This is a genomic window from Pseudomonas sp. CC6-YY-74 (assembly GCF_002025205.1).
Taxonomy (GTDB): Bacteria; Pseudomonadota; Gammaproteobacteria; order Pseudomonadales; family Pseudomonadaceae; genus Aquipseudomonas; species Aquipseudomonas paeninsulae.
In genome coordinates, this window is record NZ_CP019947.1 from 349,911 (window position 1) to 375,351 (window position 25,441).

Sequence of the window (25,441 nt, forward strand, 5' to 3'; positions counted from 1 at the left end):
GAGCAACGCCGCATGGCCGAGCGCAATAGCGGATGAACAACCTGATGAGGTGCGTGTATGAATTTTTATGCCATTAAGGCAATTTACCTGTTCGAGCTGGCGCGCACCTGGCGCACCTTGTTGCAGAGCATCGCCACCCCGGTGATCAGCACCTCGCTGTACTTCGTGGTGTTCGGTTCGGCCATCGGCAGCAGCATGACCGAGGTGCACGGGGTCAGCTACGGCGCCTTCATCGTGCCGGGGCTGATCATGCTGGCGCTGCTCACCGAGAGCATCTCCAACGCCTCCTTCGGCATCTATATGCCCAAGTATTCCGGCAGCATCTACGAGCTGCTCTCGGCACCGGTGTCCTACCTGGAAATTCTGCTCGGCTATGTCGGCGCAGCGGCGACCAAGTCGATCGTGCTGGGGCTGGTGATTCTGGTCACGGCGCGGCTGTTCGTCGATTTCGAGATTCTTCATCCGGTCTGGATGCTGGCCTTGCTGGTGCTCACCGCGCTGACCTTCAGCCTGTTCGGTTTCATCATCGGCGTCTGGGCCGACGGCTGGGAGAAACTGCAGATAGTCCCGGCGCTGATCGTCACGCCGCTGACCTTCCTCGGTGGCAGTTTCTACTCGATCAGCATGCTGCCGCCCACCTGGCAGACCATCACCCTGTTCAACCCGGTGGTGTACCTGATCAGCGCCTTCCGCTGGAGCTTCTACGGCGTCTCCGACGTTAACGTGGTGCTCAGCCTGGGCATGATCTTCGCCTTCCTGCTGCTGTGCGTGCTCACCGTTGGCTGGATCTTCAAGACCGGTTACCGGCTGAAGAGTTGAGCGGCTGTGAAAAAACTCTCGCCTACTGCGGCCGCCTCCAAACGACCGCTGCGGCGTTGCGCGCTGCGAACGCCTGGAGACGGTCTCGCGACGGCGGTCGATATTTTCACAGCCTCTGAGCGTCCGATTCACTGCAGGCGGCTGCGTTGGCCACTTCAAGGACATTCACTGGGCAGCCCGGCTACGCCCCGCGTAGCGCTCGGCCAGGGTGCAGAAAAACGTGACGTATTGGCCATGGCCAGCACAGAACACCACATCCAGATCGAGTGGGTCGGCGGGGTCGCTGATACCTTCAGCAGCCGGCCAGGGTTGCAGGCTCGGCTCGCTCGCCCTGCGCTGCAGGTGCGCCGCATCCAGGCCCGGGCGATCGACTTCGCCGCCGCTGCTGTCGATATAGACCACGCAGTTGTCGCTGTCGAAGGCCTTGCCCAGCTCTTGCACCAGGGTCAGGAAGCCGCGATCGCTGCCGCCGCGCAGTTGCTCGGTCTGGCCATCCAGCGTACGGGAGGCCGAGGTGACCGTGTCGCCCACGCCGACGATGCGCGGCATCTGCGCCGGGTCGAAGCGCTCGCGCGCCAGTTGCAACAGCGCGTCGCGCTCGCGCGGGGCCTGGCGGGCGTTGAAGTCTTCACCCAGCGGGTAGTGCCCGGTGTGTTGGTGATAGTAGTGATTGAGAATCACCAGTACGCCGACTTCCTTGATCGCCCCCTTGAGCATGAACTGGAAATCGGTGGTGCCGGCGTTGTCGCCAGTGCTGTATTTGACCCGTTCCAGGCCCTGGGCGTCGCTGCCGAGATTGGGCGCGTAGTGGACGAAGAAGGACGCCTGCAGTTGACAGGCGGCGGCCTGTTGCAGCAGCTGCGCCATGAAGCCTTCGACGGCGTGCTGCAACTGCTGGTAGAGCGCCGGTTGCTCGCTGAAATGCTGGTAGAGGCTGTTGATGTTGAGGGTCGGTGAGGCGAGGTTGTCCAGTACGCTGGCGCCAACCAGGGCGGCGATCTCGGATGCGGCGAGCGTATAGGGCGGTGCGCCCAGCAGTTCGCCGAGAAAGCGCTCGGCCTTGCCCGGTAGCGTCTGCAGAAAGGCCAGTTCCGCCGCGCTTACGCCAGGGTGGGAAACCTTGCCGTGGCGGTCCTGCAGCTGTACGCCGCCGGCCGCTAGCCCCGGTAGGTAGAGACCTTGCTCGCGGGCCTGGGCGGGGGCTGCGAGGGCGTTGTCGACGATGCCGTTCACCCCGCGCCTGCCGATGTGTTCGCCGTTGGTCAGGACGAAGAAGTGTCCCGCCAGCTGACGGGCCGCCTGCACATAGCGCGGCTCGATGGTCCGGGTCAGCGGGTCGCGCACCAGGCCCATGCAGACGCCGTCCAAGTCCTGAATGATCAGCAGTTTGTCGGTGGCGACGAGGGCGTCGAGCAGGCGCTCATGATCGAGTGAAAACGTTGGGCTGGGTTTAATCATGCCGCCATCTTACCCGCACTGCCGGGGTCGACCAAACCTGCCGCCGGGAGGCGTCGGGCACTTGCCAGGATCGGGGCTGGCCAGCCGTCAGCGACTCAGGCCAAGGCGTTCATGCCACTGGGCGATGGATTCTTCTGGGTAGCCGTCGAATAGTTGATCGCCGGGGCGCTCATTGACTTCGACCCAGGGCGCTTTCGAGTCGAGCAGCAGGTGGGTGTGTTCCGGGGGCACCGGCAGCGGCGTGTCGATAGCCGAGGCGAAGGGGTGAATCAGCTCCGGCCACTCTGGGCTGAAGAGCCACAGGGCGCTGCCGCAGAGTCGGCAAAAATGCCGCTCGGCACTGCTGGTATGGGCGCGGCGCTCGCCTTCGCGCTTGATCTTGGCGCGATAGATGGCGACCTGCTTGCGCCCGGTGACTATCAGGCTGTGTGCAGCGCCGCTGAGGTTGATCGAGTAACCGCCGCCGCCCTGGGTTTTACGGCAGATCGAGCAGTAGCAACGCTGGTAGGGATAAGGGTGGGCACTGCTCAGGCTGAACACCACCGCACCGCAATGGCAGGAACCTTGGAGTTGCATGGCGAGCCTCCAGACAAGATGACTGCGTTGGCAAGATCGGCAATTACAGCCTAGACAATCTTTGCCTGGCGTGGCGCGAGTCCGTTGGTCGGGTTGAGTGGCGGCGCAACTCGCAAGTCGGGCTAGATAACGTTCTGTGTATCCACTTCTTTATGGCGACGTGTCACTATCTACTTTGACTTGCGATGTATCGGCGAGATTCGCCGTCCTCGCAGCACTTTGTCGCGAATGTCCTGCAAAGTCCTGCTCAACAATGACACGCATAATTGCAATAGGGCTCTAGCTTGACCGAAACCAACCTCTCCGAAGGCGAGATGCGCCGTGCCCTCGGCCTCGACCTAGCTCTACCGAAACAACCCCAGTCACAATCACAGTCAAAGCCAAAACCAGCGTCCAGTTACACGCTCGTCGAACTGAGCGTGCGCAAGAACGGTGGCCCGACTTTCCGCTTCGAGCATCGTTCGAGTTCGATCAGCACGCTGACCGCTCAGCTCGAGGCCGAAAAATCCGCACGCGCCAAGGGCTACGAGGTGTGGGTGCTGCTGGATATCCGGCAGATTTCCGAATAGCGGGCGGTCGATGTCTTGCTGAATCAACCCCGTTGGTTCGCGTTTGATCGGCATCGACTGAGATGCTGCAACAGCAGGGCAGCCATAACGACGGACTTTCTCCTGCGCCACCGCGCTGCCCGATTCTGGCGCGCTCTTGCCTGTAGCGCCCCGCTTTCTCCGCGAAGCGTCGGCGGTGTTGTGCCCATCAACTTGCAGATAAAGCCCAAGACCCCGCAGCTTGGCTGCGCTGCGCCGGCGCGGTCCGAGCTACAGCACATGACGTTCGTTGACGATTTGCTCAACAGCTTTGGCAACACTGTGGCACAGTCGAATGAGTGCGCTGGGACGCTTTGCTGCTGGTGTTAACAGGGATGATGGCACAATGCCTTTGCGCTCGAGCATCTCTTGATGTACATCAGCTGTGCGCCGTTCCAACAACCGCTCGAGGGTTTTCATGTCGCCAACAGCAGAACTGTCCCGTCAACCGAGCATCGGCGTCGCCAATTCGAGTGCCACCCGCCGGGCGTTGCTGCTTCTCTCAGCCTTACTGTTGGTGCTGTTCGTCGTGGCCAGTGCGGCGTTGGTGCAGATTGCGCTGCAGCAGAACACTCGGGCGCTCGAACAAAGCCGGTTCTATGTGGAAAAGGCCACCCAGGCACGCGAGAAGTCGATGCTGACGATTATCAGCGACTACGCCTTTTGGGGGGATGCTTACCAAAATCTGCATGCCGCAGTCGATCTTGAGTGGGCCTATACGCGGCAGAACATGGGAGCCGGCCTGTTCGATGATTTCGCCTTTGAGGGTGTGTTTGTCGTCGCTGCCGACGGCACTACCTCTTATGCGGTGGTCGACGGGCAGCGTGTGGCAACCTCGGTGCAGCAATGGCTCCCGCAAGACATAGCCGGCCTACTCGCGCAGGCGCGTGAGCAGGCCGGGGATGCAGAGCCGGTCGTTGGCTTCGCGCAAATAGCCGGTCAGCCGGCGCTGGTTGCTGCCGCTGGCCTTACCCCCGGTGGCGATCCGCAGACAGTCGAAGTACCGGGTCCGACATCCGTATTGCTCTTCGTCGATCTGCTCGGGCCGGACAAGCTGCAGGCGCTTGGAGAGAGTTTCGGTATCGACAAGCTGCATGTGGCTAACGCTGCTGTCGATGCGCCAGGCGCGCCATCGTTGGGCCTGGCCACCAGCAACGGCGAGCAGGTGCTGTTGCGTTGGCAGCCGGCCCGGCCTGGTGATCAGTTGCTTTACCTGATTCTGCCGCTGCTGGCCTTGGCCGGGAGCATTTTTGCGTTTGTCACCTGGTTGACCCTGCGCCGGGCCATGGCTTCCGCGTGCGAGATGGATGCCAGCTATGCCTCCCTGTACACCAGCCAACTGGCCCAGGCGGCCAGCGAGGCGCGCTTTCGCGATGTCGCCGAAGCCGCCTCGGACTGGATTTGGGAGGTCGATACCGAGCTGCGTCTGACCTACCTTTCCGCACGCTTTCAGGTGGTGACCGGGCATGCCGAGAGCGACTGGTTGGGGCGTCAGCTCGATGAGCTCATCGAGTGTCCCGGTGGTCTATCCATCTGGCTGAGCAAGCGCAAAAGCAGGGCATCCGATGGCACCCGGCAATGTCATTACCGCGCCCAGGATGGCCGTCTGCGCACCTGTCGACTCTCCATGCGAGCCGTTGCCGATGCGCAGGTTAGCGGCGGTTACCGCGGTACCGTCAGCGACATCACCGAAGAGGTCGAGGCGCGGGCGCGCATCGAACACCTGTCGCTGCATGATGCGCTGACCGGCCTGCCGAACCGCAACCGCATGCAGGAATTCCTCCAGGGCAAGCTCAAGGCGCTGCCCACTGCGAAAAATCCGCTGGTCATGCTCAGCCTCGACCTCGACCGTTTCAAGCCAGTCAACGACTCTTTCGGCCATGAGGTCGGCGACCGGGTGCTCAACGAGGTTTCCCGGCGCTTGCGCCTGTGCCTGCGCGAGGGCGATCTGGTTGCCCGCCTGGGCGGTGATGAGTTCATTCTGATTGTCAGTGGCATATCTGCTCAGGAGGAAGTGGAGCACCTGTGCGAGCGTTTGATCGCCAGCATCGAACGGCCATTCGAGATCGATAACCACAGTATTTTTATTGGCACCAGCATTGGTGTGGCCATGGCGCCCACCGACGCGGCCCAGGCGGACGAGTTGCTCCGCTATGCGGATATCGCGCTGTACGAGGCCAAGGGGGCCGGGCGCAATACCTGGTGTTTTTATGCCAGCGACATGAACGAGCGGGTCGTCGAGCGCCGTCAGCTCGAACACGATTTGCGCCAGGCCTTGCAACACGACGAGCTGCGCCTGCTCCTGCAGCCCCGTTACAGCGTCAACAGCAAGCGCATGGTAGCGGCCGAGGCGCTGGTTCGCTGGCAGCACCCGCAACGCGGACTGTTAAGCCCCGATAGCTTTATTTCAATCGCCGAGACCACCGGCTTGATCGTGCCCCTGAGCTCCTGGGTGTTGCATGCCGCCTGCATGGAAGCCATGAGCTGGAGCGAGGAGCTGATCGTTTCGGTGAATCTCTCGTCGGTGGAGTTCCAGCATGGGCAATTGGTGGCGCGGGTGACGGCCGCCCTTGCCGAAACCGGCCTGCCGCCGTCGAGACTGGAATTGGAGCTCACCGAGAGTGTCTTGCTCGAGGATGCCGAGGGCGCGCTGGTGATCATGCAGGCACTCAAGGACTTGGGCGTCAGGCTGTCCATGGATGACTTTGGCACCGGCTATTCGTCCCTCGGCTATCTGCGCACATTCCCTTTCGATGGGTTGAAGATCGATCGCAGTTTCGTCTCCGACCTGGACGGTTGCGAGAGCAGCCAGGCAATCATCAAGGCGATCATCGGACTCGGCCGGGCGCTCTCCCTGACCGTGACGGCCGAGGGAGTGGAGACGCAAGAACAACTCGATATTCTCCAGCGATACGACTGCGAGGAAGCCCAGGGCTATTTCCTCGATCGGCCGATGCAGCCGGCCCTGCTGCGCAGTGCCCTGGCGTGCCAGGAGCAAGGTGCATGAACTGGGGTGGCTGATCGTGAGGCTGCAACAAGCTTTATGCTGCTCAGCGATGGTCCCCGCGGCCGGTGCCGCACGACTCTGTAGGAGGGGCGGCCCGGCACCCGGCTAAACCGGCTCCGGCACATCCTCGCTGCTGTCCATGGCCACCTGACGGATCGACAGGCGAATCTCTGCCGGTAACACGCGCTTGGCGGCGCCTTCGGCGAGTTCGTTGAGCAGCGGGTGGTGGCTGAGTTTGCCGGCCGGGTCCTGGCGCAGCACGCGCTGGTCGAGCAGGGTCTGGATGAAGTGACGGAACAGGCTCTTGTCGAAGAATTCCGGGGCGTTGAGGCCATGCAGGATCGACAGGCGCTGGGCCATCACGGTACACAGGTCTTCCAGTTCCTCGGCGCTGATCGCGTGCTGGCCGGCATTGAGCAGCAGGGCGGTGGCCATGTAGAAGCGCTGCAGGGTCTGGGCGATGGTGCGCGAGAGCAGGGTCAGCAGGACGAAATGCCGCGAGCTGGGCAGCGGGCGTACATAGACGTCGGCCTCGAAGGTGAGCAGGCCCTGCTCGACGAAGGCGGCCAGCCATTGGTCGACCACGGCGTCCAGCTCGTCCAGGCTCCAGCGCATGAACAACTCGGCTTGCAGGTAGGGGTAGAGCGCGCGGGTATAGCGCAGGATCTGTTCGCGGCTGATCCGCGCGCTGCTCTGGAAGAAGCTGGTCAATAGCGCGGGCAGGGCGAAGATGTGCAGCACATTGTTGCGGTAGTAGGTCATCAGGACGGCGTTGTGCTCGTCCAGATAGAGGATCTTGCCCAGCGCATCGCGCTGTTCGGCCAGCAGGCCCATGCCCTGCACGTACTCGATCAGCGCCTGGCCGTCGCCCTCCGGCAGGGTGCAGTGCGGCGAGTAGGGTACGCGGCGTAGCAGCGCCAGGTAGAGATCCAGCACCCGCGCCAGGGCGGGTTCGTCCAGGGCCAGCTTGCTGGTGGACAGCAGCGCCAGGGCCACCAGGTTGACCGGGTTGATCGCCGCCGCTTCGTTGAGGTGTTGCGCCACGCGTTGGCCGAGCTTGCTGGTGGCCTCGTTCAGCCAGCTTGGCCGGTAATGCGGGGCGAGGTCCTGGCTGCGCCAGTCCGGTTGTTGCTGGTCGAGGAACTCGGCCAGCTTGATTGGCTCGCCGAAATTCACCCAGACCTGGCCGAAGCGCTGCTTGAGCGCGCCTATGACCTTGAAGATGTCGAAGATCGACTCCTTCTTCTTGCTCGCCCCGCGCAGTTCGCCCAGGTAGGTGCGGCCTTCCAGCACCCGTTCGTAGCCGACATACACCGGCACGAAGACCACTGGCAGGCGGTGGCTGCGCAGGAAGCTGCGCAGGGTGATGGCGAGCATGCCGGTCTTCGGCTGGAGCATGCGGCCGGTGCGCGAGCGGCCGCCTTCGACGAAGTACTCGACCGGGAAGCCCTTGCTGAACAGGCTGTGCAGGTATTCGTTGAACACCGCGGTGTACAGCGGGTTGCCCTTGAAGGTGCGGCGCATGAAGAAGGCGCCGCCACGGCGCAGCAGGCCGCCAATGATCGGCATGTTGAGGTTGATCCCGGCGGCGATATGCGGCGGGGTCAGGCCGTTGCGAAACAGCAGGTAGGACAGCAGCAGGTAGTCGATATGGCTGCGGTGGCAGGGCACGTAGATCACCTCGTGACCCTGGGCGACCTCCTGTACGCCTTCGATGTGATTGACCTTGATGCCGTCGTAGATCTTGTTCCAGAACCAGCTGAGCAGCAGTTCGAGGAAGCGGATCACCGTGTAGGTGTAGTCCGAGGCGATTTCGTTGCCGTAGCGCAGGGCCATGGCTTCGGCCTTTTTCAGGCTGATGTTGTCGCGCTCGGCTTGCTCGATGATCGCCTGGCGAACCTGCGGTTCGTGCACCAGGCCTTTGACCAGGTTGCGCCGGTGCGACACATCCGGGCCGATGACCGCGGCCTTCTGGTTGCGAAAGTGCACGCGCAGGATGCGCTGAACCATGCGCAGGGTGCGCTCGTGGCCCTTGTCCTGCTCGACCAGCTCGCGCAGGTGAATCGGCGTGGAGAACTGTACGCGGGTCTTGCGCCCCAGAATCAGGATGCTCACCAACCGGCGCAGACGACCGGTGACCGCCCAGCTGTCGGCGAACAGCAGCTTCCAGGCGCTGGTTTCCCGATCCGGCGACTGGCCCCAGAACACGCTGACCGGGATGATCTGGGCATCGTCCACGGCATGCTGGCTAAGGGCGCTGATCAGGCGTTGCAGGGTCGGCGCTATGCCGCGCTTGTCCTGGCGGCCGAGCCAGTCCGGCTCCGGGGTCAGGTAGAAGAACGCCGCCGGCTCCAGCAGATCGCCCACCGCGACCGGCAATATCGGGCGCGGCAGGCCGGCCTTGCGACATTCCGTATCGACCACCGCCAGATCGCTCAAGGACGGCAGTTGCAGCACATAGAACACTGGCTTGCTGCGGTCGAGCTTGAGGGTGAAGGCCGACTGGTTGATGGTTTCCGAACGCACCCAGAGGTACAGCAGGCGGCGCAGGGTACCGAACACGAGGCGGCGAAACGGGGAGCGGGTCATACGGAGTCTGCTGACTGTGCAAACGAGCAATTGCTCGGGGCGGCTAGTGTGCCGGATCGCTGGCGTGCCGGCAAAAGCTTGTCATGGGCCGATGGGTTGAAGCGTTGGGCCGGGCCGCGCAGGTCGGCGGAGGGGCGCGTGCCTGAAGCAAACCTGGGTTGAAGACGCCGGGTAAGCCAGCAGGGTGTCAGCAGGCCCGCCGCCATGCTGGGTTACGCCGCGCTTGCAATGCACACTTGGCAGCCAGCGCCTGGGCGGCTAACCCCTCCTGCGGAGCAATCTTGCGTCAGGGGCATGCCTTGCGGGTTCTTGGCTTGCGCTGTCGGTGCCCGACTCCTTATAGTCCCGCCGGCATTTAAAGGCCGTTTCGCTGCTCTATACGGGCCGCGAGCAGGATCTGTTAGCGCACTGGTGAGGGACCATGATCGAGATAAGCAATCTAACCAAGCGTTTCGCACAGCACACGGTGGTGGACGACCTGTCCTTCAGCGTCGAGCGGGGGGAAGTGTTGGGCTTTCTCGGCCCGAACGGTGCCGGCAAATCCACCACCATGAAGATGCTCACCGGTTTTCTCGCGCCAACGTCCGGTACGGCGAGCATTCTCGGCTTCGATATCCAGAGAGATACCCTCAAGGCCCAGCGCCAGATCGGTTACTTGCCGGAAGGCGCGCCCTGTTATGGCGACATGACGGTGCGCGGTTTTCTTGACTTCATCGCCGAGGTGCGCGGCTTCAAGGGTGCGGCGAAACGTCAACGGGTGGCCAAGGCAGTGGCTCAGGTCGAGCTGGAAAATGTCCTCGAACAGTCCATCGAGACCCTGTCCAAGGGCTTCAAGCGCCGGGTCGGGCTAGCCCAGGCGATCCTGCATGACCCCAAGGTACTGATCCTTGACGAGCCCACCGATGGCCTTGATCCGAACCAGAAGCACCAGGTACGCAAGCTGATCCAGAGCCTGGCCTACGACAAGATCGTGATCATCTCCACCCATATTCTTGAAGAGGTTTCCGCCGTGTGCACCCGTGCGGTGGTGATCGCCCACGGCAAGCTGCTCGCCGATGGCACGCCGCTGGAATTGGAAAGCCGCTCGCGCTATCACCAGGCGGTCACCCTGGTGGCCGAAGAACCACTGGATCGGGTGGCGCTGGCGGCCCTGCCGGGCGTGCTCGCGGTGGAAGAGAACGAGCGTGAGCACAGCCTCAGCGTGCTGGCCAAACCGGGCGAAGTGATCTTCGCGCAGGTCAATGCGCTGATCGCTCAGCGCGGCTGGCGAGTCAAGGAGTTGAATGTCGAGCGCGGCCGGCTGGACGAAGTGTTCCGCCGCCTGACGCGTGGAGAGGTGGTATGAGGCAGTTACCGGTGTTGTTCAAACGCGAGCTGGCGAGCTACTTCAGCACGCCGCTGGCCTATGTGTTTATCGTGATCTTCCTGGTCCTGTCCGGGGTGTTCACCTTCTACCTGGGCGGTTTCTTCGAGAGTGGTCAGGCCAATCTGGCGCCGTTCTTCGGTTTCCATCCCTGGTTGTACCTGTTTCTAGTGCCGGCTATCGCCATGCGTCTGTGGGCCGAGGAGCGCAAGTCCGGCACCATCGAGCTGCTGATGACCTTGCCGATCACCCGCTTCGAGGCGGTCACCGGCAAGTTCCTCGCCGCCTGGGCCTTCGCCGGCCTGGCGCTGCTGCTGACCTTCCCGATGATCATCACCGTCAACTACCTGGGCGAGCCGGACAACGGCGCCATTGCCACCGGCTACATCGGCAGTTGGTTGCTGGCCGGTGCATATCTGGCCATCGGCTCGTGCATGTCGGCGTTGGCGAAGAACCAGGTGATCGCCTTTATCCTGGCAGTCAGCGTGTGCTTCCTGTTTATCGTCAGCGGCTTTCCCATGGTGCTCGACGGCTTCAGTGGCTGGGCACCGCAATGGCTGATCGACGCGGTGGCGTCGCTGAGCTTCCTGACCCGTTTCGATGCCATCAGCAAGGGCGTGATCGACCTGCGTGACGTGCTGTATTTCCTCACCCTGATCGCGGCCTGGTTGGCCGCGACGGCGGTGGTCATCGACCTGAAGAAAGCCGATTGAGGGCGCCCATGAAAAAGCTGATGGTTTCCGGCGCCGGGCTTGCTCTTATCGCCCTGGCGTTTCTCGCATTCAACCTGTTCTCCAGCCTGAGCCTGACCGGCGCACGCCTGGATCTGACCGAGCAGAAGCTCTACACCATCTCCTCCGGTACCCAGCAGATACTTGCCGAGCTGGATGAGCCGGTGGAGCTGAACTTCTTCTACTCCGACACTGCCAGCAAGGACCTGCCGGCGCTGCGCACCTACGCCAAGCGTGTCGAGGAAATGCTCGAGGCTTACCAACGTGAAGCGGGTGACAAGCTCAAGCTGAAGATCATCGACCCCGAGCCCTTCTCCGCGGAGGAGGACCAGGCCGCCGAGTTCGGCCTGCAGGCCATTCCTCTGCAGCAGGGCGGCGACTCGATCTACTTCGGCCTGGCCGGCAAGAACGCCGCGGGCGATGTGCAGGTGATCCCGTTCTTCGCCCTGGATCAGGAGGAGTTCCTCGAATACGAGCTCAGCCGCCTGCTGCAGAGCCTGGCCAAGGCCGAGCGGCCGGTGGTCGGCGTTTTGTCCGGTCTGCAGATCAATGGCGGCTTCGACATGGCGTCCCGCCAGCCGACGCCGCCGTGGATGGTGATGGAGGAAATCCGCCAGCTGTTCCAGATCGAGAGCCTGAAGGCCGACGTCGACCTGATCCCCGAGAATGTCTCGGTGCTGCTGCTGGTGCACCCCAAACAGTTGCCGCAACAGACCCTCTACGCCATCGACCAGTTCGTCCTGCGCGGCGGCAAGCTGCTGACTTTCGTCGATCCGTTCAGTGAGGCCGATACCCAGGCCGAGATGCCCGGCGAGAGGGTCCTCGGCAAGTCCTCCGATCTCGAACCGCTGTTCAAGGCCTGGGGCCTGCGCATGGTGCCGGATCAGGTGCTCGGCGATGGCTCCTACGCCATGTCGGTGAGCATGGGTCAGGATCGTCGGCCGGTACGGCATGCCGCCTGGCTGAGCCTGCCGAAGGGCGCCCTGGATCAGGACGATATCAGCACCGCCGCGCTGGAGAACCTGACCGTGGCCGCCGCCGGCATGCTCGAGCCGCTGGAGGGCGCCAAGACCCGTTTCATCCCGCTGATCCAGAGTTCGCAGTACGCCATGCCGTTCGACGCGAAGCGCTTCGGCATGCTGCAGAACCCGGAAGAACTGATTCGCGAACTGCAGCCGACCGGCGAACGCTACACCATCGCCGCGCGGATTGACGGCCCGGCGCAGTCGGCCTACCCGGACGGCATCGAAGGGCGCAAGGACGGGCTCAAGCAGGCGGACAACATCAACGTCATCGTGGTCGCCGATACCGATATGCTCACCGACCGCATGTGGGTGCAGGTGCAGGACTTCTTCGGCCAGCGCATTCCGCAGCCGTGGGCGGACAATGCCGGTTTCGCGATTAATGCGTTGGATAACCTGGCCGGCTCCGAGGCGCTGATCAGCGTGCGTTCACGCGGACGTTTCACCCGTCCGTTCGAGGTGGTCGAGGCATTGCAGCGTGAGGCCGAGGTACGTTTTCGCGAGAAGGAGCAGGCCCTGCAGGGGCGGCTGGCGGACACCGAGCAGAAACTCGCCGTCTTGCAGCAGCGCGACGACCCGAGCAAGGTGCCGGAGCTGACCCCGGAACAGCAGGCCACGGTGCGCCAGTTCCTTCAGGAGAAGTTGAAGATCCGCAAGGAACTGCGCGAGGTGCGTTACCAGCTGAACGCCGATATCGAGGCGCTGGGACGCACGTTGAAGTTCGTCAATATCGCCCTGATGCCGCTGTTGCTGACGTTCGGCGTGCTGGCATTGTGGCTGTGGCGGCGGCGCAAGCACGGTTGACCACAACATGTCGGATCACTGTAGGGTGGGTCGGGCCGCGCAGGTTAGCGGCGCCAACTTCAGAGCGATCAGGCACCGCTATCGTGGCGCGCCGCGTAACCCACCAAGCGATCTCCCGCGTTGCGCCGATGGTGGGTTACGGCGCAACGGATCTTGCTGGTTCATCGCTATCGGCAGTGTGCGCCTAACCCACCCTACGAGAGGCCGTTTAACCGCAGGTTGATCTGTGGCGCGACACTAGGTAAGTGCCCTCTTGCCACGTCGGCCCATTCCCGGGCACTTGACGGCTGGAAAGTCTCAGCCGGTGCGCCAGGTGATTTCCTCGACGCCATCGGCGCTGATGCGCATCCAGCGGTCGGCTTGTTCGACGTTTTCCTCTTCCTGCCAGCTGCCCGGGGCGCAGCGTACTTCGACGTCGAGCGCGGCAAACGCCGCCTGGGCGCAGGTCAGGTCGTCCGCCCAGGGGGTGGCGGCGCTTTCCAGGTAGAGGCTATGCCACTTGCCGACGGCTTTCGGTAGCCAGGTCACCGGCACATCGCCGGCCAGGCACTTGAAGGTCTGGCCTTTCTGCTGCCAGGGCGTGCACGGGCCGAGCGTTTCGCTCAGCCACACGGCGATGGCGTGGTGATCGGCATCTTTCAGGTAAATCTCGATATCCGGTTGGCGCATGGTCATCAGTTCCTGGGGAGCCTAAATTTTTTCGATCCAATCGTAGCGTATGGCAACCGTCACCTCTAAAGGTTCGGCGATCACCGCGGCGCGCCGTTCGGCGCTGGCGCGCCAGCCGTGGGGCGTCATCGCCAGCAGGTCGGCGCGAGCCTCGCTGCTGCTCAGTTGCAGCTCGAAGCTCAGGGTTTCGCTGTGGGCCAGGCGCATGCCCGCAGGGATCAGTTCGAGGTGCTTCTGGTCGTCGTAATCGCGGACTTCGTCATACAGCTTGTGCCGCAGTTGCATCAGGTGTTCGCGGGTCGGGCCCATGCGCAGCAGGCCGCCGCCGGGGGCGAGCAGGCGATTGGCTTGCTGCCAGTCGAGCGGGCTGAACACGCTGGCGAGCAGTTGGCAGCTGGCGTCGGCCAGCGGCACCCGGGCCATGCTGGCAACCAGCCAGGTCAGCTGCGGCGAACGCTTGCAGCCACGCTTGATCGCCTCGCGGGAGATGTCCAGGGCATAACCGTCGGCATCGGGCAGGGCGTCGGCAAGCTGCGCGCTGTAGTAACCCTCGCCGCAGCCGATATCCAGCCAGCGCGCGGGCGCGTATCCCGCGGCCAGTTCGGCCAGGCGTCTGGCCAGCGGCGCATAGTGGCCACCATCGAGGAAGCGTCGGCGGGCGTCGACCATGGCGGCGTTGTCGCCAGGGTCGCGGCTGTTCTTGTGCTGCACCGGCAGCAGGTTCAGGTAACCCTGGCGCGCGCGGTCGAAGCGGTGCCCGGCCGGGCAGATCACGCCGTTGTCGACGGCGCTCAAGGCGCCTTGGCAGAGGGGGCAGGTCAGCATGCGAAAAATCCGTGGAAATGTCGTAGCGAGCAACCCGAGAGCAAGGCGGACGGAACGCAGCGACGAGACATATCAGTTAGATAGGCGAGGAGCGAGTACCGTCTCACAGCCGCTTGCGGCTGAACCGCCGCAGGCGGGCCCGCAGGGCGAGGGAAGCGAGTCACGCAGCTATCGGGGTGCGCAGTAGACATAGTCATGGATTTCAGGCGAGGAGCTTGACGAGGGTCTGATAGTAGATCTCGGTCAGCACGTCCAGATCGCTGGCCAGCACGCGCTCGTTGATCTGGTGGATGGTGGCGTTGACCGGGCCGAGCTCGACCACCTGGGTGCCGAGGGTGGCGATAAAGCGCCCATCGGAGGTGCCGCCGCTGGTCGAGGGCTTGGTTTCGCGACCGGTCACGCTCCTGATGCTGGCGGCTACGGCGTCGAGCAGGGCGCCGGGTTCGGTGAGGAATGGCAAGCCGGACAAGGCCCACTCCACGTGATAGTCCAGGCCATGTTTGTCGAGGATCGTGTTGACCCGCTGCTGCAAACCTTCGACCGTGGACTCGGTGGAGAAGCGGAAGTTGAAGATCGCCTGCAGTTCACCTGGGATCACGTTGGTGGTGCCGGTACCAGAATTCAGGTTGGAGACCTGGAAGCTGGTTGGCGGGAAGAAGGCGTTGCCGTCGTCCCAGTGCTCGCTGGCCAACTCGGCCAGTGCCGGGGCTGCCAGGTGGATCGGGTTCTTCGCCAGGTGCGGGTAGGCCACATGGCCCTGCACACCGCGTACCGTCAGCTTGGCGCCGAGCGAGCCGCGGCGGCCGTTCTTGACCGTATCGCCCACCAGCGAGGTGCTCGACGGCTCGCCGACGATGCACCAGTCCAGGCGTTCGCCGCGCGCGGCCAGGCGCTCGACCACCGCCTTGGTGCCGTGCTGGGCCGGGCCTTCCTCGTCGCTGGTGATCAGGAAGGCGATGCGGCCGTTATGCTGCGGGTGGTCGGTGACGAAGCGCTCGACGGCGATGATCATCGACGCCAGGCTGCCCTTCATGTCGGCCGCGCCGCGCCCGCAGAGCATGCCCTGCTCGTCGATCAGGGCGTCGAACGGTTGGTGCTGCCAGGCCTGCAACGGGCCGGTCGGCACCACGTCGGTATGCCCGGCGAAGCACAGCACCGGACCGTCCTGCTGGCCATGGCTGGCCCAGAAATTATCCACTTCCTCGATGCGCATGGCTTCGATCTGGAAGCCCAGGGCGTTGAGGCGGCGCATCATCAGCTCCTGGCAGCCTTCGTCGACCGGGGTGACGGACGGGCGGCGAATCAGGTCGCAGGCGAGTTCCAGGGTGGGCGTCAGGGTCGGGGCGGGGGCAGTCATTGCGGCTCCAGAGCGGCATCAAGCAGGAAGGCCGCCATATTAAAGCAAAACAGCAGCCTGGGCCTGTGCCTGCAGTTACAACGCGCGCAACAGAATGCGCTCGCTGACTTCCAGGTCGATATCGCGGTGTTCGCCGAGGGCAGTCAGCTGGTGGCGTTGCAGTTGCGCCAGCACCTGGGGGATCGCGTCGGCATCCAGGCCGTGTTCGGACAGGCGGGTCGGCACGCCCATGCGCTTGAAGAAGGCCTCGGTGGCGGCGATCGCCGCGTCGATGCGCGTGTCTTCAGTGCCTTCGCGCAGTTGCCAGACCCGTTCGGCGTATTGCAGCAGCTTGGCGCGCTTGGCCTCGCGGCGCTCGGCGAGCAACGCCGGCAGGACCACTGCGAGGGTCTGCGCATGGTCGATGTGGTAAAGCGCGGTCAGCTCGTGGCCGATCAGGTGGGTCGCCCAATCCTGGGGTACGCCACAGCCGATCAGGCCGTTGAGCGCCTGGGTGGCGCACCACATCAGGTTGGCGCGGACCTGGTAGTCCTCGGGGTTGACCAGGGCTTTTGGACCTTCCTCGATCAGGGTCTGCAGCAGGCCTTCGGCATAGCGGTCCTGCAGCGGTGCGTCGGCCGGGTAGGTCAGGTACTGCTCGATGGTGTGGACGAAGGCATCGACCACGCCGTTACCGATTTGCCGCACCGGCAGACTGAACGTGGTGCAGGGGTCGAGGATGGCGAAGCGCGGGAACAGCAGCGGGCTGGAGAACGGCAGCTTCTCCTGGCGCGCCACATGGGTGACCACGCCGTGCTGGTTGCTTTCCGAGCCGGTGGCGGCCAGGGTCAGTACGCAGCCCAGGGGGATCGCGGCCTTGGCGCGGGTGCCGGTGAGCAGTTCGAGCGGCTCGCCGGCATGGCACAGCGCCGCAGCGATGAACTTGCTGGCGTCGATCACCGAGCCGCCGCCGATGGCCAGGATGAAGTTGCAGTCGTCGCGCCTGGCCTGCTCCACGGCGCGCAGCAGGGTGTCGAACTGCGGATTGGCTTCGATGCCGGCGAAGCGGCTGATGGCGAAGCCCGCCAACGCTTCCTCGACCAGTGCCCATACACCGTTCTGGAAGATGCTGCCGCCACCATGGGTGACCAGCACGCGGCTGCCGGCGGGGATTTCCTTGCCGAGCTTGGCGATCTGGCCTTCACCGAAATGGATCTTGGTCGGGTTATGAAAACTGAAATTCTGCATGGCAGGCTCCGGCAGGCGGTTTTCTCGTGGTCGGCGGACTACCGCGCCGCCGACTCGAGCAAACCCATACAGGTGGTTATTCACCGGCTTGAGTCGAATCGGCACTTGGGTGTGCCAGGCGACCTTCCTATAATGCGCGCCTGCCCGGGGTATGGGGATCGAGGTGATGAAATGACGATCGACGAACAACGCTTTGCTGGAATTGCCCGCCTGTATGGTCGCGAGGGCGCCGAGCGTCTGGCTGCGGCGCATGTCGCGGTGGTCGGCATCGGCGGCGTCGGTTCCTGGGCGGCCGAGGCGCTGGCGCGCTCGGGCGTCGGCGAGATCTCGCTGTTCGACCTGGACGATGTCTGCGTCAGCAATACCAACCGGCAGATCCAGGCGCTGGACAGCACGGTCGGCCAGGCCAAGGTCGAGGTGATGGCGGCGCGCATTCGGGCGATCAATCCTGCCTGCGTGGTGCACGCGGTGGCGGACTTCGTCACCCGCGAGACCATGGCCGAATACATCACCGAGCAACTCGACGCGGTGATCGATTGCATCGACAGCGTCAACGCCAAGGCGGCGCTGATCTCCTGGTGCAAGCGGCGCAAGATCCAGGTGGTGACCACCGGCGGCGCCGGCGGGCAGATCGACCCGACGCAGATTCAGGTCGGCGACCTGAACAAGGCCTGGAACGATCCGCTGGCCGCCAAGGTGCGCTCGACCCTGCGCCGCGACTACAAATTTTCGCGTACGCCGGGGCGTAACTACAGCGTGCCCTGTGTATTTTCCACCGAGCAGTTGCGCTACCCCAAGCCGGACGGCAGCGTGTGCCAGTACAAGGGCTTTGTCGGCGAAGGGGTCAAGCTCGACTGCGCCGGCGGTTTTGGTGCGGCGATGATGGTCACCGCGAGCTTCGGCATGGTCGCCGTGGCCAAGACCGTGGAAAAACTGGTGGCCGGCGCGCGCAGGCCGGCCGAACGTCAGGCATTGTGAGGCGTCTCAGGCTCTGCCACTTCGACTAAGCGGCAGGCAAGCGGCGCGGGTTGTGGAGGTTGTTTGCGCCGTTATGGAGCATGAGGTGGCTGTAATGATTCGTGGCCTTCACCCTGCTGGGTTGCGCCATGTGCGTACCGCGTACCGCGCCCTGGGCAGCCTCTTGCTGATTGTCTTCGCCCTTGGGTTCAGCCCGCCGGCATGGCCAGCCAGCTGTGCTGGTAGCCGCGGCTGATCGGCTATGTCGATGGCTGCCTGGTCAGCTCGCCCATGCGCTGCAGCACGGCATTCAGGCCATTGCTGCGCGAGGGCGAGAGCTGGCGCGCCAGGCCGAGTTGGGCGAACCAGTCGGCCAGGTCGATTTCGCTCAATTCGGCGCCGGTCAGGCCGTTGACCCGGGCCAGCAGCAGCGCCAGCAACCCGCGCAGCAGACGCGCATCGCTGCTGGCGCGAAACTGCCAGCACTGATCCCGTTGTGCGGCGACCAGCCAGACCTGACTTTCGCAGCCGTGCACACGATTGGCCTCGCAGCGCTCCTCGTCACTCAGCGCGGGCAGGCGTTCGCCCCACTGCATCAGCAAACGCGCGCGCTGTTCCCAACCGGGGCATTGGCCGAAGGCGGCGAGCGCTTGCTCGGCGTCGGCGGGCAGGCTCATCGCAGCAGCTCCAGGGATTGATCCAGCGCGGCGAAGAAGCGCTGCAGATCTGCGCTGTCGTTGTACAGGCCTAGGGATACGCGGATCGCTCCGGCCAGGCCGAAGCCGTTCAGCAGCGGCATGGCGCAGTGATGACCGGCGCGCACGGCGATGCCCTGTTCGGTGAGCAGGTGGGCGAGGTCGGCATTGTGCACGCCCGCGACCACGAAGCTGGCCAGCGCCACCTTGGGCGCACCCAGCAGGCGGATGCCGTCGCGCGCAGTCAGGCCGCTGAGCAGTTGGCCATGCAGCGCGGCTTCATGGGCGGCCACGGCAACAGCGTCCAGTGAGGTCAGATAGTCCAGGCTGGCGCCCAGGGCGATCACCCCGGCGATCGGCGGCGTGCCGGCCTCGAAGCCCAGCGGCGCAGCGCGAAACTCGGCGCACTGGTAATCGGCCACCCGCACCATTTCCCCGCCGAACTGCCAGTGCCGGAGACGCTGCAGTGCCGGTTTGCGGCCATAGAGCAGGCCGACGCCATCCGGCCCGTAGAGCTTGTGACTGGAGCAGACATAGAAATCGCAACCCAGGGTCTCGATGTCATGCCGGCCATGCACCACGCCCTGGGCGCCATCGACCACGCTCAGTGCGCCCTGGGCTTGGCCCAGAGCGAGCAGTTTGGTCAGCGGCTGCCAGCAGCCGAGCACATTGGACAACTGACTGAGCGCCAACACCCGGGTGCGCGGGCCGATCAAATTGGCCGCCTGCTCGAGGTCGATCAGGCCGGTGGCATCCAGCGGCAGAACGATCAGCTTGAGGTGGCGGCGCAGGGCCAGCTGCTGCCAGGGCAGCAGATTGGCGTGGTGTTCCAGGGCGCTGATGACAATCTCGTCACCGGCCTGCAACTCATGCTCCAGGCCATAGGCCAGCAGGTTGAAGGCTTCGGTGGCGCTGCGGGTAAACAGGATCTGCGCCGAGTCTGGCGCATTGAGCCAGCGCGCGACCTTGTCACGGCTGCTTTCGAAGGCGCGGGTAGCCCGCTCGCCCGGCAAGTGCTGGGCCCGATGCACATTGGCCGCACCGCCCGCGTAATAGCCGAGCAGGGCATCGAGCATGGCCTGTGGCTTTTGTGCGGTGGCGGCGCTGTCCAGGTAGGTCTGGCCTTCGCCGTCGAGGGCCAGGATGCCGGGAAAGTCAGCGCGCCAGGGAGACGTAAAAGACATGGAGTTTTCCAGAGCGTGTCTGGCGCCTAAAAGTTGGGTTTAACGCGTAGCGAGCGAAGCCCAGGCAGGCGCAATAAGGCGAGGACGTGGAGTTTACTCAAGTAAATGACACGTTCGAGCCTTATTGCAACGCCGCATGGGAGAGCGCAGCAGCGTTAAACCAACTTTTTAATTATGCGCGTGCAGGGCTTCGTTCAGCTCGATCGCCGACTTGTGGGTCTTGCATTCCACGCTACCGGTTTGCGAGTTACGGCGAAACAGCAGGTCCGGCTGGCCGGCCAGTTCGCGTGCCTTGACCACCTTGACCAACTGGTTCTGGCCATCGAGCAGTGCCACCTTGGTGCCGGCGGTGATGTACAGGCCGGACTCCACGGTGTTGCGGTCGCCCAGGGGGATACCGACACCGGCGTTGGCGCCGATCAGGCAGCCTTCGCCCACGGAAATCACCAGGTTGCCGCCGCCGGACAGGGTGCCCATGGTCGAGCAACCGCCGCCCAGGTCGGAGCCCTTGCCGACGAATACGCCGGCGGAGACGCGGCCTTCGATCATGCCCGGGCCTGCGGTGCCGGCATTGAAGTTGATGAAACCTTCGTGCATCACGGTCGTGCCTTCACCGATGTAGGCGCCCAGGCGCACGCGAGCGGTGTCGGCGATGCGCACACCGCTCGGCACCACGTAGTCGGTCATTTTCGGGAACTTGTCCACCGAGAAGACTTCCAGCAGTTCGCTGCGCAGACGTGCTTCTAGTTGGCGCTCGGGCAATTCGGTCAGGTCGATGGCACCCTGGCTGGTCCAGGCCACGTTCGGCAGCAACGGGAAGATCCCGGTCAGGTTCAGACCATGCGGCTTGACCAGGCGATGGGACAGCAGGTGCAGCTTGAGGTAAGCCTCGGGCGTGCTGCTCAGGGGCAGATCTTCGGCGAGGAAGGTGGCGACCAGCGGCTGGTGGCTTTCCGCCAGGCGGGTGAGCAGGGCAGCCTGGGCGGCATCGATACCTTTCAAGGCCTCGGCCAGGTCGCCGGCTTGTTGGGTGGTGAAGCCGAGCGCTTGGTTGCCACCGTTGTAACCGAGTTTTTCTGCAGCCTTGGCCACCAGTTCGGCCGATGGGTTGAGCAGGGGCTGGGCATAGAAGACTTCCAGCCAGTTGCTCTGACGGTTCTGGGTGCCGACACCGAAGGCCAGGCTGAAGAGGGTATTGGTCATGTTGCTTTCCTTAACGCGAATTCAATGGGTACGGATTGTTCAGGCCAGTTCAGCGGCATAGCGCTCGGGCTTGAAACCAATCAGGGTCTTGTTGCCGAGATCCAGCACCGGGCGCTTGATCATCGACGGCTGAGCGAGCATCAGTCCGATCGCCTTGTTTTGGTCGAGGTCGGCTTTGTGCGCCTCGTCCAATTTGCGGAAGGTGGTACCAGCACGGTTGAGAATGGTTTCCCAGCCATGCTCGTTGCACCACTTGTCCAGGTTCTCACGGTCGATGCCGACAGTTTTGTAATCATGAAAGACGTAGCTTACCCCGTGCTCGTCGAGCCAGGTGCGGGCTTTCTTCATGGTGTCGCAAGCTTTGATGCCAAACAGGGTTTTGCTCATGCTTACAGGCTCTTCACAAAGGCGCGGATGCGTTCGGCGGCTGCCACGCACTCGGCCAGCGGTGCGACCAGGGCCATGCGCACACGATTGGCGCCTGGGTTGATACCCTCGACACTGCGCGACAGGTAGGAACCGGGCACCACGGTGACGTGCTCGCGGGCGAACAGTTCACGGGTAAAGGTTTCGTCGTCAATCGGGGTTCTGGCCCACAGGTAGAAGCCGCCATCCGGGCGCTGCACATCGAGCACGCCATCGAGAATCGCCAGCACGGCATCGAACTTCTCGCGGTACAGTTCGCGGTTGGCCTTGACGTGCTGTTCGTCGTTCCAGGCGGCAATGCTGGCCAGTTGGGTTGGCACCGGCATGGCGCAGCCGTGGTAGGTACGGTACAGCAGGAAAGCTTTCAATATGTCGGCGTCGCCGGCGACGAAGCCCGAGCGCAGGCCTGGCAGGTTGGAGCGCTTGGACAGGCTGTGGAACACCACGCAGCGTTTGAAGTCGTTGCGACCCAGTTCGGCGCAGGCCGTCAGCAGGCCGGCGGGTGGGTTCAGCTCGTCGAAATACAGCTCGCTGTAGCACTCGTCGGCGGCGATGACGAAATCATACTCATCGGCCAACTGGATCAGCCGCTTAAGAGTGGTCAACGGAATCAGCGCGCCAGTCGGGTTACCGGGCGAGCAGAGGAAGAGGATCTGGCAGCGCTGCCACACTTCGGCCGGCACCGCATCGAAATCCGGGTTGAAGCCATGCTGTTCCAGGCACGCCAGGTAGTGCGGCTGGGCGCCGGCGAGCAGGGCCGCGCCTTCGTAGATCTGGTAGAACGGGTTGGGGCTGATCACCAGGCCCTCGACACCCCGTTGCACCACGGTCTGGGTAAAGGCGAACAGGGCTTCGCGCGTGCCGTTGACTGGCAGTACCTGGCGCGCCGGGTCGAGCATGCCGGCCGGCAGATTGAAGCGCCGGCTGCACCAGCCGGCGATCGCTTCACGCAGTTCGGCGATGCCCAGGGTGCTGGGGTAGACCGCCAGTTTCTCCAGGTTGGCGCTGAGCGCCTCGGCGACGAAAGCCGGCGAGCGATGCTTGGGCTCGCCGATCGACAGGGCGATGGCCGGCTTGTCGATCGGCGGCTGAGCACCGGCCAGCAAAGCGCGGAGCTTTTCGAAGGGATAAGGTTGCAGCTGGTTCAACGCGTCGTTCATGTTTCTTTCCTGGGTACTGCAAGCGACTACTGGTGGTCTGCGCTTGCCGTCATCAAATAGTTATCCGGTTTGGCTCTGTGGTCTGCCCATTGGCGTCCGAGAGCTGCTCGATGATGGTTTCCTGCAGCCGGCGACACAGTTCGGGGTCGGACAGCGGCTGGTTGTTGGCGTCGGTGACGAAGAACACGTCTTCCACCCGCTCGCCAAGGGTGGCGATCTTGGCATTCTGCAGTGACAGGTCGAAGTCGAGAAAGATCCGCCCGACCCTGGCCAGCAGACCCGGTCGATCGGGGGCGGTCAATTCGAGGATGGTCACCGGGCGTTGCGCGTCGTTGTGGATGGTCACCCGTGGGGCGAAGGCGAAATGCTTGAGCTGGCGCGGTACCCGGCGCTGGATGATGTTCGGGTAATCATCGGGGTTCTTCAGCGCGTCGACCAGGCCTTGGCGGATCCGCTTGATCCGCGCAGGATTTTCGCCAATCGAGCCGCCCTCGGCCTCCAAGACGATATAGGTATCGAGGGTGAACTTGCTGGTCGAGGTGAGAATCCGCGCGTCATGGATGTTCAGGTTGAGCTGGGCCATGGCGGCCACGGTCACGGCGAAGAAGTCGTGCTGGTCGGCGGCATAGATGAAGATCTGGGTGCCACCCTCGAATTCGCGTTGGGTGGTTTCCTTGATCAGCACCAGCGGATTGCTGTCGTTGGCGTGCTGTAGGATCGCCTCCGCATGCCAGGCCACGTCGCCGGCGGTGTGGCGCAGGAAGTAGTCATCGCCGAGCTGCGACCACAGCTGTTCGGCCTCGTCCGGGTCGGTGCCGCCGCGCACCAGAATGTCCAGGGCGGCGCTCTGCGTCAGGCGAATCTGTTCTTCACGGTCCAGCGGGTTTTCCAGGCCGCGGTTGAGGGCGCGCTTGGTTTCGGTGTAGAGCTGGCGCAGCAGGCTGGCGCGCCAGGAGTTCCACAGGCTGGGGTTGGTGGCGTTGATGTCGGCCACGGTCAGCACATAGAGGTAGTCCAGGCGCGTCTGGTCGCCGACCAGGCGGGCGAAATCGTAGATCACCTGCGGGTCGGACAGGTCCTTGCGCTGGGCGGTGGACGACATTGTCAGGTGATTCTGCACCAGCCAGACGATCAGTTTACGGTCCCAGTTGGGTAGCTGATGGCGCACGCAGAAGGTTTCGGCGTCCACCGCGCCCAGCGCGGAGTGGTCGCCGCCGCGGCCCTTGCCGATGTCATGGTAAAGCCCGGCCAAGTAGATCAGTTCGGGCTTGGGCAGTTTGCCGATCAGCTTACTGGCCAGGGGGAATTTCTCGGCCAGCTCCGTCCACTTGAATTTACGCAGGTGCTTGATCAGGTTGAGGGTGTGCGCATCGACCGTATAGATGTGGAACAGGTCGTGCTGCATTTGTCCGATGATGTGGCCGAATTCGGGCAGGTAACGCCCGAGAATGCCGTAGCGGTTCATCCGCCGCAGGTTGCGGTGGATGCCCTGGGCGCTCTTGAACAACTCGATGAACAGGCTGGTATTGCGAATGTCGCTGCGGAAGTCGTCGTCGATCAGGTAGCGGTGATCGCGTAGCAGGCGAATTGTATCGGCACACACACCCTTGATCTCTGGGTGCTGGGCCATCAGCACGAAGATTTCCAGAATGGCAAAGGGCGTGCGTTTGAATACGTTGGGGTGGGTGACTTCGATATAGCAGTCGCGCAGCTGGAAGCGGCTGTTCAGCGGCTGCGCCTGGCCGCTTTGGCCGGCGCGGAGGATTTCCTCTTCGAAGTGCTGCTTGATCAGATCGCTCAGCTCGGCAATCCCCATCACTACGCGGTAGTACTTCTGCATGAAGCGTTCGACTGCCAGCTTGGCATTGCCATCTTCATAGCCCAGCAGGCTGGCGATCTCGCGTTGGTAGTCGAACAGCAAGCGGTCTTCGGCGCGGCCGGCGAGCATGTGCAGGGCGTAGCGCACTTTCCACAGGAACTCCTGGCTGGACACCAGTAGGGAGTATTCGCTTTCCAGGAGAAAGCCCTGGCCGACCATGGCGTGCAAATTCAAGGTGCCGAAATGGCGGCGGGCGACCCAGAGGATGGTCTGGATGTCGCGCAGGCCGCCCGGCGAACCCTTCACGTTGGGTTCGAGGTTGTATTCGGTGTCGTTGTACTTGGCGTGGCGGGCGCGCTGTTCTTTGCGTTTGGCCAGGAAGAAGTGCTTGCTTGGCCACATCTGCGTGGTGCTGGTGACATCCTGCATGCGCTGGCGCAGGCGCTCGGGGCCGGCGATGGTGCGGCTTTCCATCAGGTTGGTGATCACCGTCAGGTCGGCACGGGCTTCATCGGCGCATTCGTCGACCGAGCGCACGCTTTGCCCGACCTCCAGACCGATGTCCCAGAGCAGGGTGAGGAAGCGTTCGATCGGCTCGCGGAAGGTTTCGTGGTCGGCGCTGTCGAGCAGGATCAGCAGGTCGATATCCGAGTAGGGGTGCAGTTCGCCACGGCCATAGCCGCCGACCGCCAGCAGGGCGATGTCGGCGTCTTCGCTCCACTCCAGGCGATCCCAGGCTTCACGCAGGATCTGATCGGTAAACCAGGCGCGATCCTCGACCAGTCGACGGACCTCGCGACCCTTCTTGAAGCGTGCATCGAGCACCTCATGGGCGCGCCGGATGGCCTTCTTGAAGGCGCCGATGGGGCTGGCCTTGAGCGCCAGTTCTGCCTGGAATTGCCCGCGGTCGAACAGCTTGGAGTCTACCTGCGGCATGCGACGATCTTCCTTTATGAGAGCGGC

General features: G+C 63.6%; 21 protein-coding genes. 7 read left to right on the forward strand and 14 right to left on the reverse strand.

All coding sequences use genetic code 11. From position 1 onward, the window contains the following. The first annotated feature begins 57 nt into the window (after nucleotides 1-57). Nucleotides 58-819 (forward strand): ABC transporter permease, encoded by a 762-nt coding sequence (locus B2D37_RS01605; protein ID WP_079201080.1) that lies wholly within the window; start codon nucleotides 58-60, stop codon nucleotides 817-819. Between the two features lie 165 nt (nucleotides 820-984). Here the strand turns inward: B2D37_RS01605 and stpA are convergent, their stop codons facing one another. Together stpA and B2D37_RS01615 are read right to left on the reverse strand one after the other, a co-directional pair. Next, complete coding sequence (gene stpA / locus B2D37_RS01610; RefSeq protein ID WP_079201081.1) at nucleotides 985-2,277, reverse strand: glucosylglycerol 3-phosphatase; 1,293 nt, start codon at nucleotides 2,275-2,277, stop codon at nucleotides 985-987. 87 nt (nucleotides 2,278-2,364) lie between these two features. After that, nucleotides 2,365-2,853: a GFA family protein gene (locus tag B2D37_RS01615; protein WP_079201082.1), complete on the reverse strand. Its 489-nt coding sequence runs from the start codon at nucleotides 2,851-2,853 to the stop codon at nucleotides 2,365-2,367. Nucleotides 2,854-3,137: 284 nt separating this feature from the next. Between B2D37_RS01615 and B2D37_RS01620 the strand changes: the two genes are divergently transcribed. Then, nucleotides 3,138-3,422: a hypothetical protein gene (locus B2D37_RS01620; protein WP_256573137.1), complete on the forward strand. Its 285-nt coding sequence runs from the start codon at nucleotides 3,138-3,140 to the stop codon at nucleotides 3,420-3,422. Between the two features lie 249 nt (nucleotides 3,423-3,671). On the opposite strand, the gene B2D37_RS22975 is transcribed toward B2D37_RS01620, so the two are convergent. Continuing rightward, entirely contained in the window at nucleotides 3,672-3,860 is a 189-nt protein-coding gene (locus B2D37_RS22975) for a hypothetical protein (protein ID WP_154067026.1), read from the reverse strand. On the opposite strand from B2D37_RS22975, the gene B2D37_RS01625 reads away from it, so the two are divergent. Then, complete coding sequence (locus B2D37_RS01625; protein WP_079201083.1) at nucleotides 3,859-6,447, forward strand: EAL domain-containing protein; 2,589 nt, start codon at nucleotides 3,859-3,861, stop codon at nucleotides 6,445-6,447. The genes B2D37_RS22975 and B2D37_RS01625 overlap by 2 nt on opposite strands. 105 nt (nucleotides 6,448-6,552) lie before the next feature. Here the strand turns inward: B2D37_RS01625 and plsB are convergent, their stop codons facing one another. Beyond that, nucleotides 6,553-9,036, reverse strand: coding sequence for a glycerol-3-phosphate 1-O-acyltransferase PlsB (gene plsB / locus B2D37_RS01630; RefSeq protein WP_079201084.1), 2,484 nt, complete (start codon nucleotides 9,034-9,036; stop codon nucleotides 6,553-6,555). A 421-nt stretch (nucleotides 9,037-9,457) separates the two neighbouring features. Here plsB and B2D37_RS01635 point away from each other — a divergent pair, with 421 nt between their 5' ends. From B2D37_RS01635 to B2D37_RS01645, 3 genes are read left to right on the forward strand one after another with little or no spacing between them, the layout of a single operon-like run. Next, nucleotides 9,458-10,381, forward strand: a complete 924-nt coding sequence (locus tag B2D37_RS01635; protein WP_079201085.1) for an ABC transporter ATP-binding protein — start codon at nucleotides 9,458-9,460, stop codon at nucleotides 10,379-10,381. Then, a complete protein-coding gene (locus B2D37_RS01640; RefSeq protein ID WP_079201086.1) occupies nucleotides 10,378-11,112 on the forward strand; it encodes an ABC transporter permease subunit in 735 nt (244 codons plus the stop codon). Before B2D37_RS01635 ends, B2D37_RS01640 begins: the two co-directional genes overlap by 4 nt. Before the next feature lie 8 nt (nucleotides 11,113-11,120). Further along, complete coding sequence (locus B2D37_RS01645) at nucleotides 11,121-12,956, forward strand: Gldg family protein (RefSeq protein WP_079201087.1); 1,836 nt, start codon at nucleotides 11,121-11,123, stop codon at nucleotides 12,954-12,956. Between the two features lie 297 nt (nucleotides 12,957-13,253). Here the strand turns inward: B2D37_RS01645 and B2D37_RS01650 are convergent, their stop codons facing one another. The 4 genes from B2D37_RS01650 to B2D37_RS01665 all read right to left on the reverse strand — a co-directional run bounded on the left by B2D37_RS01650 (nucleotide 13,254) and on the right by B2D37_RS01665 (nucleotide 17,034). Beyond that, entirely contained in the window at nucleotides 13,254-13,625 is a 372-nt protein-coding gene (locus tag B2D37_RS01650) for a hypothetical protein (protein ID WP_079201088.1), read from the reverse strand. 21 nt (nucleotides 13,626-13,646) lie between these two features. Beyond that, a complete protein-coding gene (locus B2D37_RS01655) occupies nucleotides 13,647-14,450 on the reverse strand; it encodes a putative RNA methyltransferase (protein WP_079201089.1) in 804 nt (267 codons plus the stop codon). Between the two features lie 202 nt (nucleotides 14,451-14,652). After that, on the reverse strand, nucleotides 14,653-15,807 hold the full coding sequence (dapE, locus tag B2D37_RS01660) for a succinyl-diaminopimelate desuccinylase (protein ID WP_079201090.1): 1,155 nt from the start codon (nucleotides 15,805-15,807) through the stop codon (nucleotides 14,653-14,655). Nucleotides 15,808-15,882: 75 nt separating this feature from the next. Continuing rightward, entirely contained in the window at nucleotides 15,883-17,034 is a 1,152-nt protein-coding gene (locus B2D37_RS01665) for an iron-containing alcohol dehydrogenase (RefSeq protein ID WP_079201091.1), read from the reverse strand. A 171-nt stretch (nucleotides 17,035-17,205) separates the two neighbouring features. On the opposite strand from B2D37_RS01665, the gene tcdA reads away from it, so the two are divergent. Further along, a complete protein-coding gene (gene tcdA / locus B2D37_RS01670) occupies nucleotides 17,206-18,012 on the forward strand; it encodes a tRNA cyclic N6-threonylcarbamoyladenosine(37) synthase TcdA (protein WP_079201092.1) in 807 nt (268 codons plus the stop codon). Nucleotides 18,013-18,251: 239 nt separating this feature from the next. Here tcdA and B2D37_RS01675 read toward each other — a convergent pair whose 3' ends face one another. From B2D37_RS01675 to B2D37_RS01700, 6 genes are all read right to left on the reverse strand, one after another. After that, nucleotides 18,252-18,668: a SufE family protein gene (locus B2D37_RS01675; protein WP_079201093.1), complete on the reverse strand. Its 417-nt coding sequence runs from the start codon at nucleotides 18,666-18,668 to the stop codon at nucleotides 18,252-18,254. Continuing rightward, nucleotides 18,665-19,870: an aminotransferase class V-fold PLP-dependent enzyme gene (locus B2D37_RS01680; protein WP_079201094.1), complete on the reverse strand. Its 1,206-nt coding sequence runs from the start codon at nucleotides 19,868-19,870 to the stop codon at nucleotides 18,665-18,667. The genes B2D37_RS01675 and B2D37_RS01680 overlap by 4 nt, the downstream gene beginning before the upstream one ends. 168 nt (nucleotides 19,871-20,038) lie before the next feature. Then, complete coding sequence (gene dapD, locus B2D37_RS01685) at nucleotides 20,039-21,073, reverse strand: 2,3,4,5-tetrahydropyridine-2,6-dicarboxylate N-succinyltransferase (RefSeq protein WP_079201095.1); 1,035 nt, start codon at nucleotides 21,071-21,073, stop codon at nucleotides 20,039-20,041. Between the two features lie 39 nt (nucleotides 21,074-21,112). Continuing rightward, nucleotides 21,113-21,460: an ArsC family reductase gene (locus B2D37_RS01690; RefSeq protein ID WP_079201096.1), complete on the reverse strand. Its 348-nt coding sequence runs from the start codon at nucleotides 21,458-21,460 to the stop codon at nucleotides 21,113-21,115. A gap of 2 nt (nucleotides 21,461-21,462) precedes the next feature. Further along, nucleotides 21,463-22,659 (reverse strand): succinyldiaminopimelate transaminase, encoded by a 1,197-nt coding sequence (dapC, locus tag B2D37_RS01695; RefSeq protein WP_079201097.1) that lies wholly within the window; start codon nucleotides 22,657-22,659, stop codon nucleotides 21,463-21,465. Between the two features lie 52 nt (nucleotides 22,660-22,711). Beyond that, a complete protein-coding gene (locus B2D37_RS01700; RefSeq protein WP_079201098.1) occupies nucleotides 22,712-25,414 on the reverse strand; it encodes a [protein-PII] uridylyltransferase in 2,703 nt (900 codons plus the stop codon). Between the last annotated feature and the right edge of the window lie 27 nt (nucleotides 25,415-25,441).

What these genes read in the sequence shown, in the direction of transcription:
- B2D37_RS01635 (WP_079201085.1), top strand. Translation starts at nt 9,458, where the DNA reads ATGATCGAGATAAGCAATCTAACCAAGCGTTTCGCACAGCACACGGTG.
- B2D37_RS01690 (WP_079201096.1), bottom strand. Translation starts at nt 21,460, where the DNA reads ATGAGCAAAACCCTGTTTGGCATCAAAGCTTGCGACACCATGAAGAAA.
- tcdA (WP_079201092.1), top strand. Translation starts at nt 17,206, where the DNA reads ATGACGATCGACGAACAACGCTTTGCTGGAATTGCCCGCCTGTATGGT.
- B2D37_RS01655 (WP_079201089.1), bottom strand. Translation starts at nt 14,450, where the DNA reads ATGCTGACCTGCCCCCTCTGCCAAGGCGCCTTGAGCGCCGTCGACAAC.
- B2D37_RS22975 (WP_154067026.1), bottom strand. Translation starts at nt 3,860, where the DNA reads ATGAAAACCCTCGAGCGGTTGTTGGAACGGCGCACAGCTGATGTACAT.
- B2D37_RS01700 (WP_079201098.1), bottom strand. Translation starts at nt 25,414, where the DNA reads ATGCCGCAGGTAGACTCCAAGCTGTTCGACCGCGGGCAATTCCAGGCA.
- stpA (WP_079201081.1), bottom strand. Translation starts at nt 2,277, where the DNA reads ATGATTAAACCCAGCCCAACGTTTTCACTCGATCATGAGCGCCTGCTC.
- B2D37_RS01665 (WP_079201091.1), bottom strand. Translation starts at nt 17,034, where the DNA reads ATGCAGAATTTCAGTTTTCATAACCCGACCAAGATCCATTTCGGTGAA.
- B2D37_RS01675 (WP_079201093.1), bottom strand. Translation starts at nt 18,668, where the DNA reads ATGAGCCTGCCCGCCGACGCCGAGCAAGCGCTCGCCGCCTTCGGCCAA.
- B2D37_RS01645 (WP_079201087.1), top strand. Translation starts at nt 11,121, where the DNA reads ATGAAAAAGCTGATGGTTTCCGGCGCCGGGCTTGCTCTTATCGCCCTG.
- B2D37_RS01650 (WP_079201088.1), bottom strand. Translation starts at nt 13,625, where the DNA reads ATGCGCCAACCGGATATCGAGATTTACCTGAAAGATGCCGATCACCAC.
- B2D37_RS01605 (WP_079201080.1), top strand. Translation starts at nt 58, where the DNA reads ATGAATTTTTATGCCATTAAGGCAATTTACCTGTTCGAGCTGGCGCGC.
- B2D37_RS01615 (WP_079201082.1), bottom strand. Translation starts at nt 2,853, where the DNA reads ATGCAACTCCAAGGTTCCTGCCATTGCGGTGCGGTGGTGTTCAGCCTG.
- B2D37_RS01680 (WP_079201094.1), bottom strand. Translation starts at nt 19,870, where the DNA reads ATGTCTTTTACGTCTCCCTGGCGCGCTGACTTTCCCGGCATCCTGGCC.
- dapE (WP_079201090.1), bottom strand. Translation starts at nt 15,807, where the DNA reads ATGACTGCCCCCGCCCCGACCCTGACGCCCACCCTGGAACTCGCCTGC.
- B2D37_RS01625 (WP_079201083.1), top strand. Translation starts at nt 3,859, where the DNA reads ATGTCGCCAACAGCAGAACTGTCCCGTCAACCGAGCATCGGCGTCGCC.
- plsB (WP_079201084.1), bottom strand. Translation starts at nt 9,036, where the DNA reads ATGACCCGCTCCCCGTTTCGCCGCCTCGTGTTCGGTACCCTGCGCCGC.
- dapD (WP_079201095.1), bottom strand. Translation starts at nt 21,073, where the DNA reads ATGACCAATACCCTCTTCAGCCTGGCCTTCGGTGTCGGCACCCAGAAC.
- B2D37_RS01640 (WP_079201086.1), top strand. Translation starts at nt 10,378, where the DNA reads ATGAGGCAGTTACCGGTGTTGTTCAAACGCGAGCTGGCGAGCTACTTC.
- dapC (WP_079201097.1), bottom strand. Translation starts at nt 22,659, where the DNA reads ATGAACGACGCGTTGAACCAGCTGCAACCTTATCCCTTCGAAAAGCTC.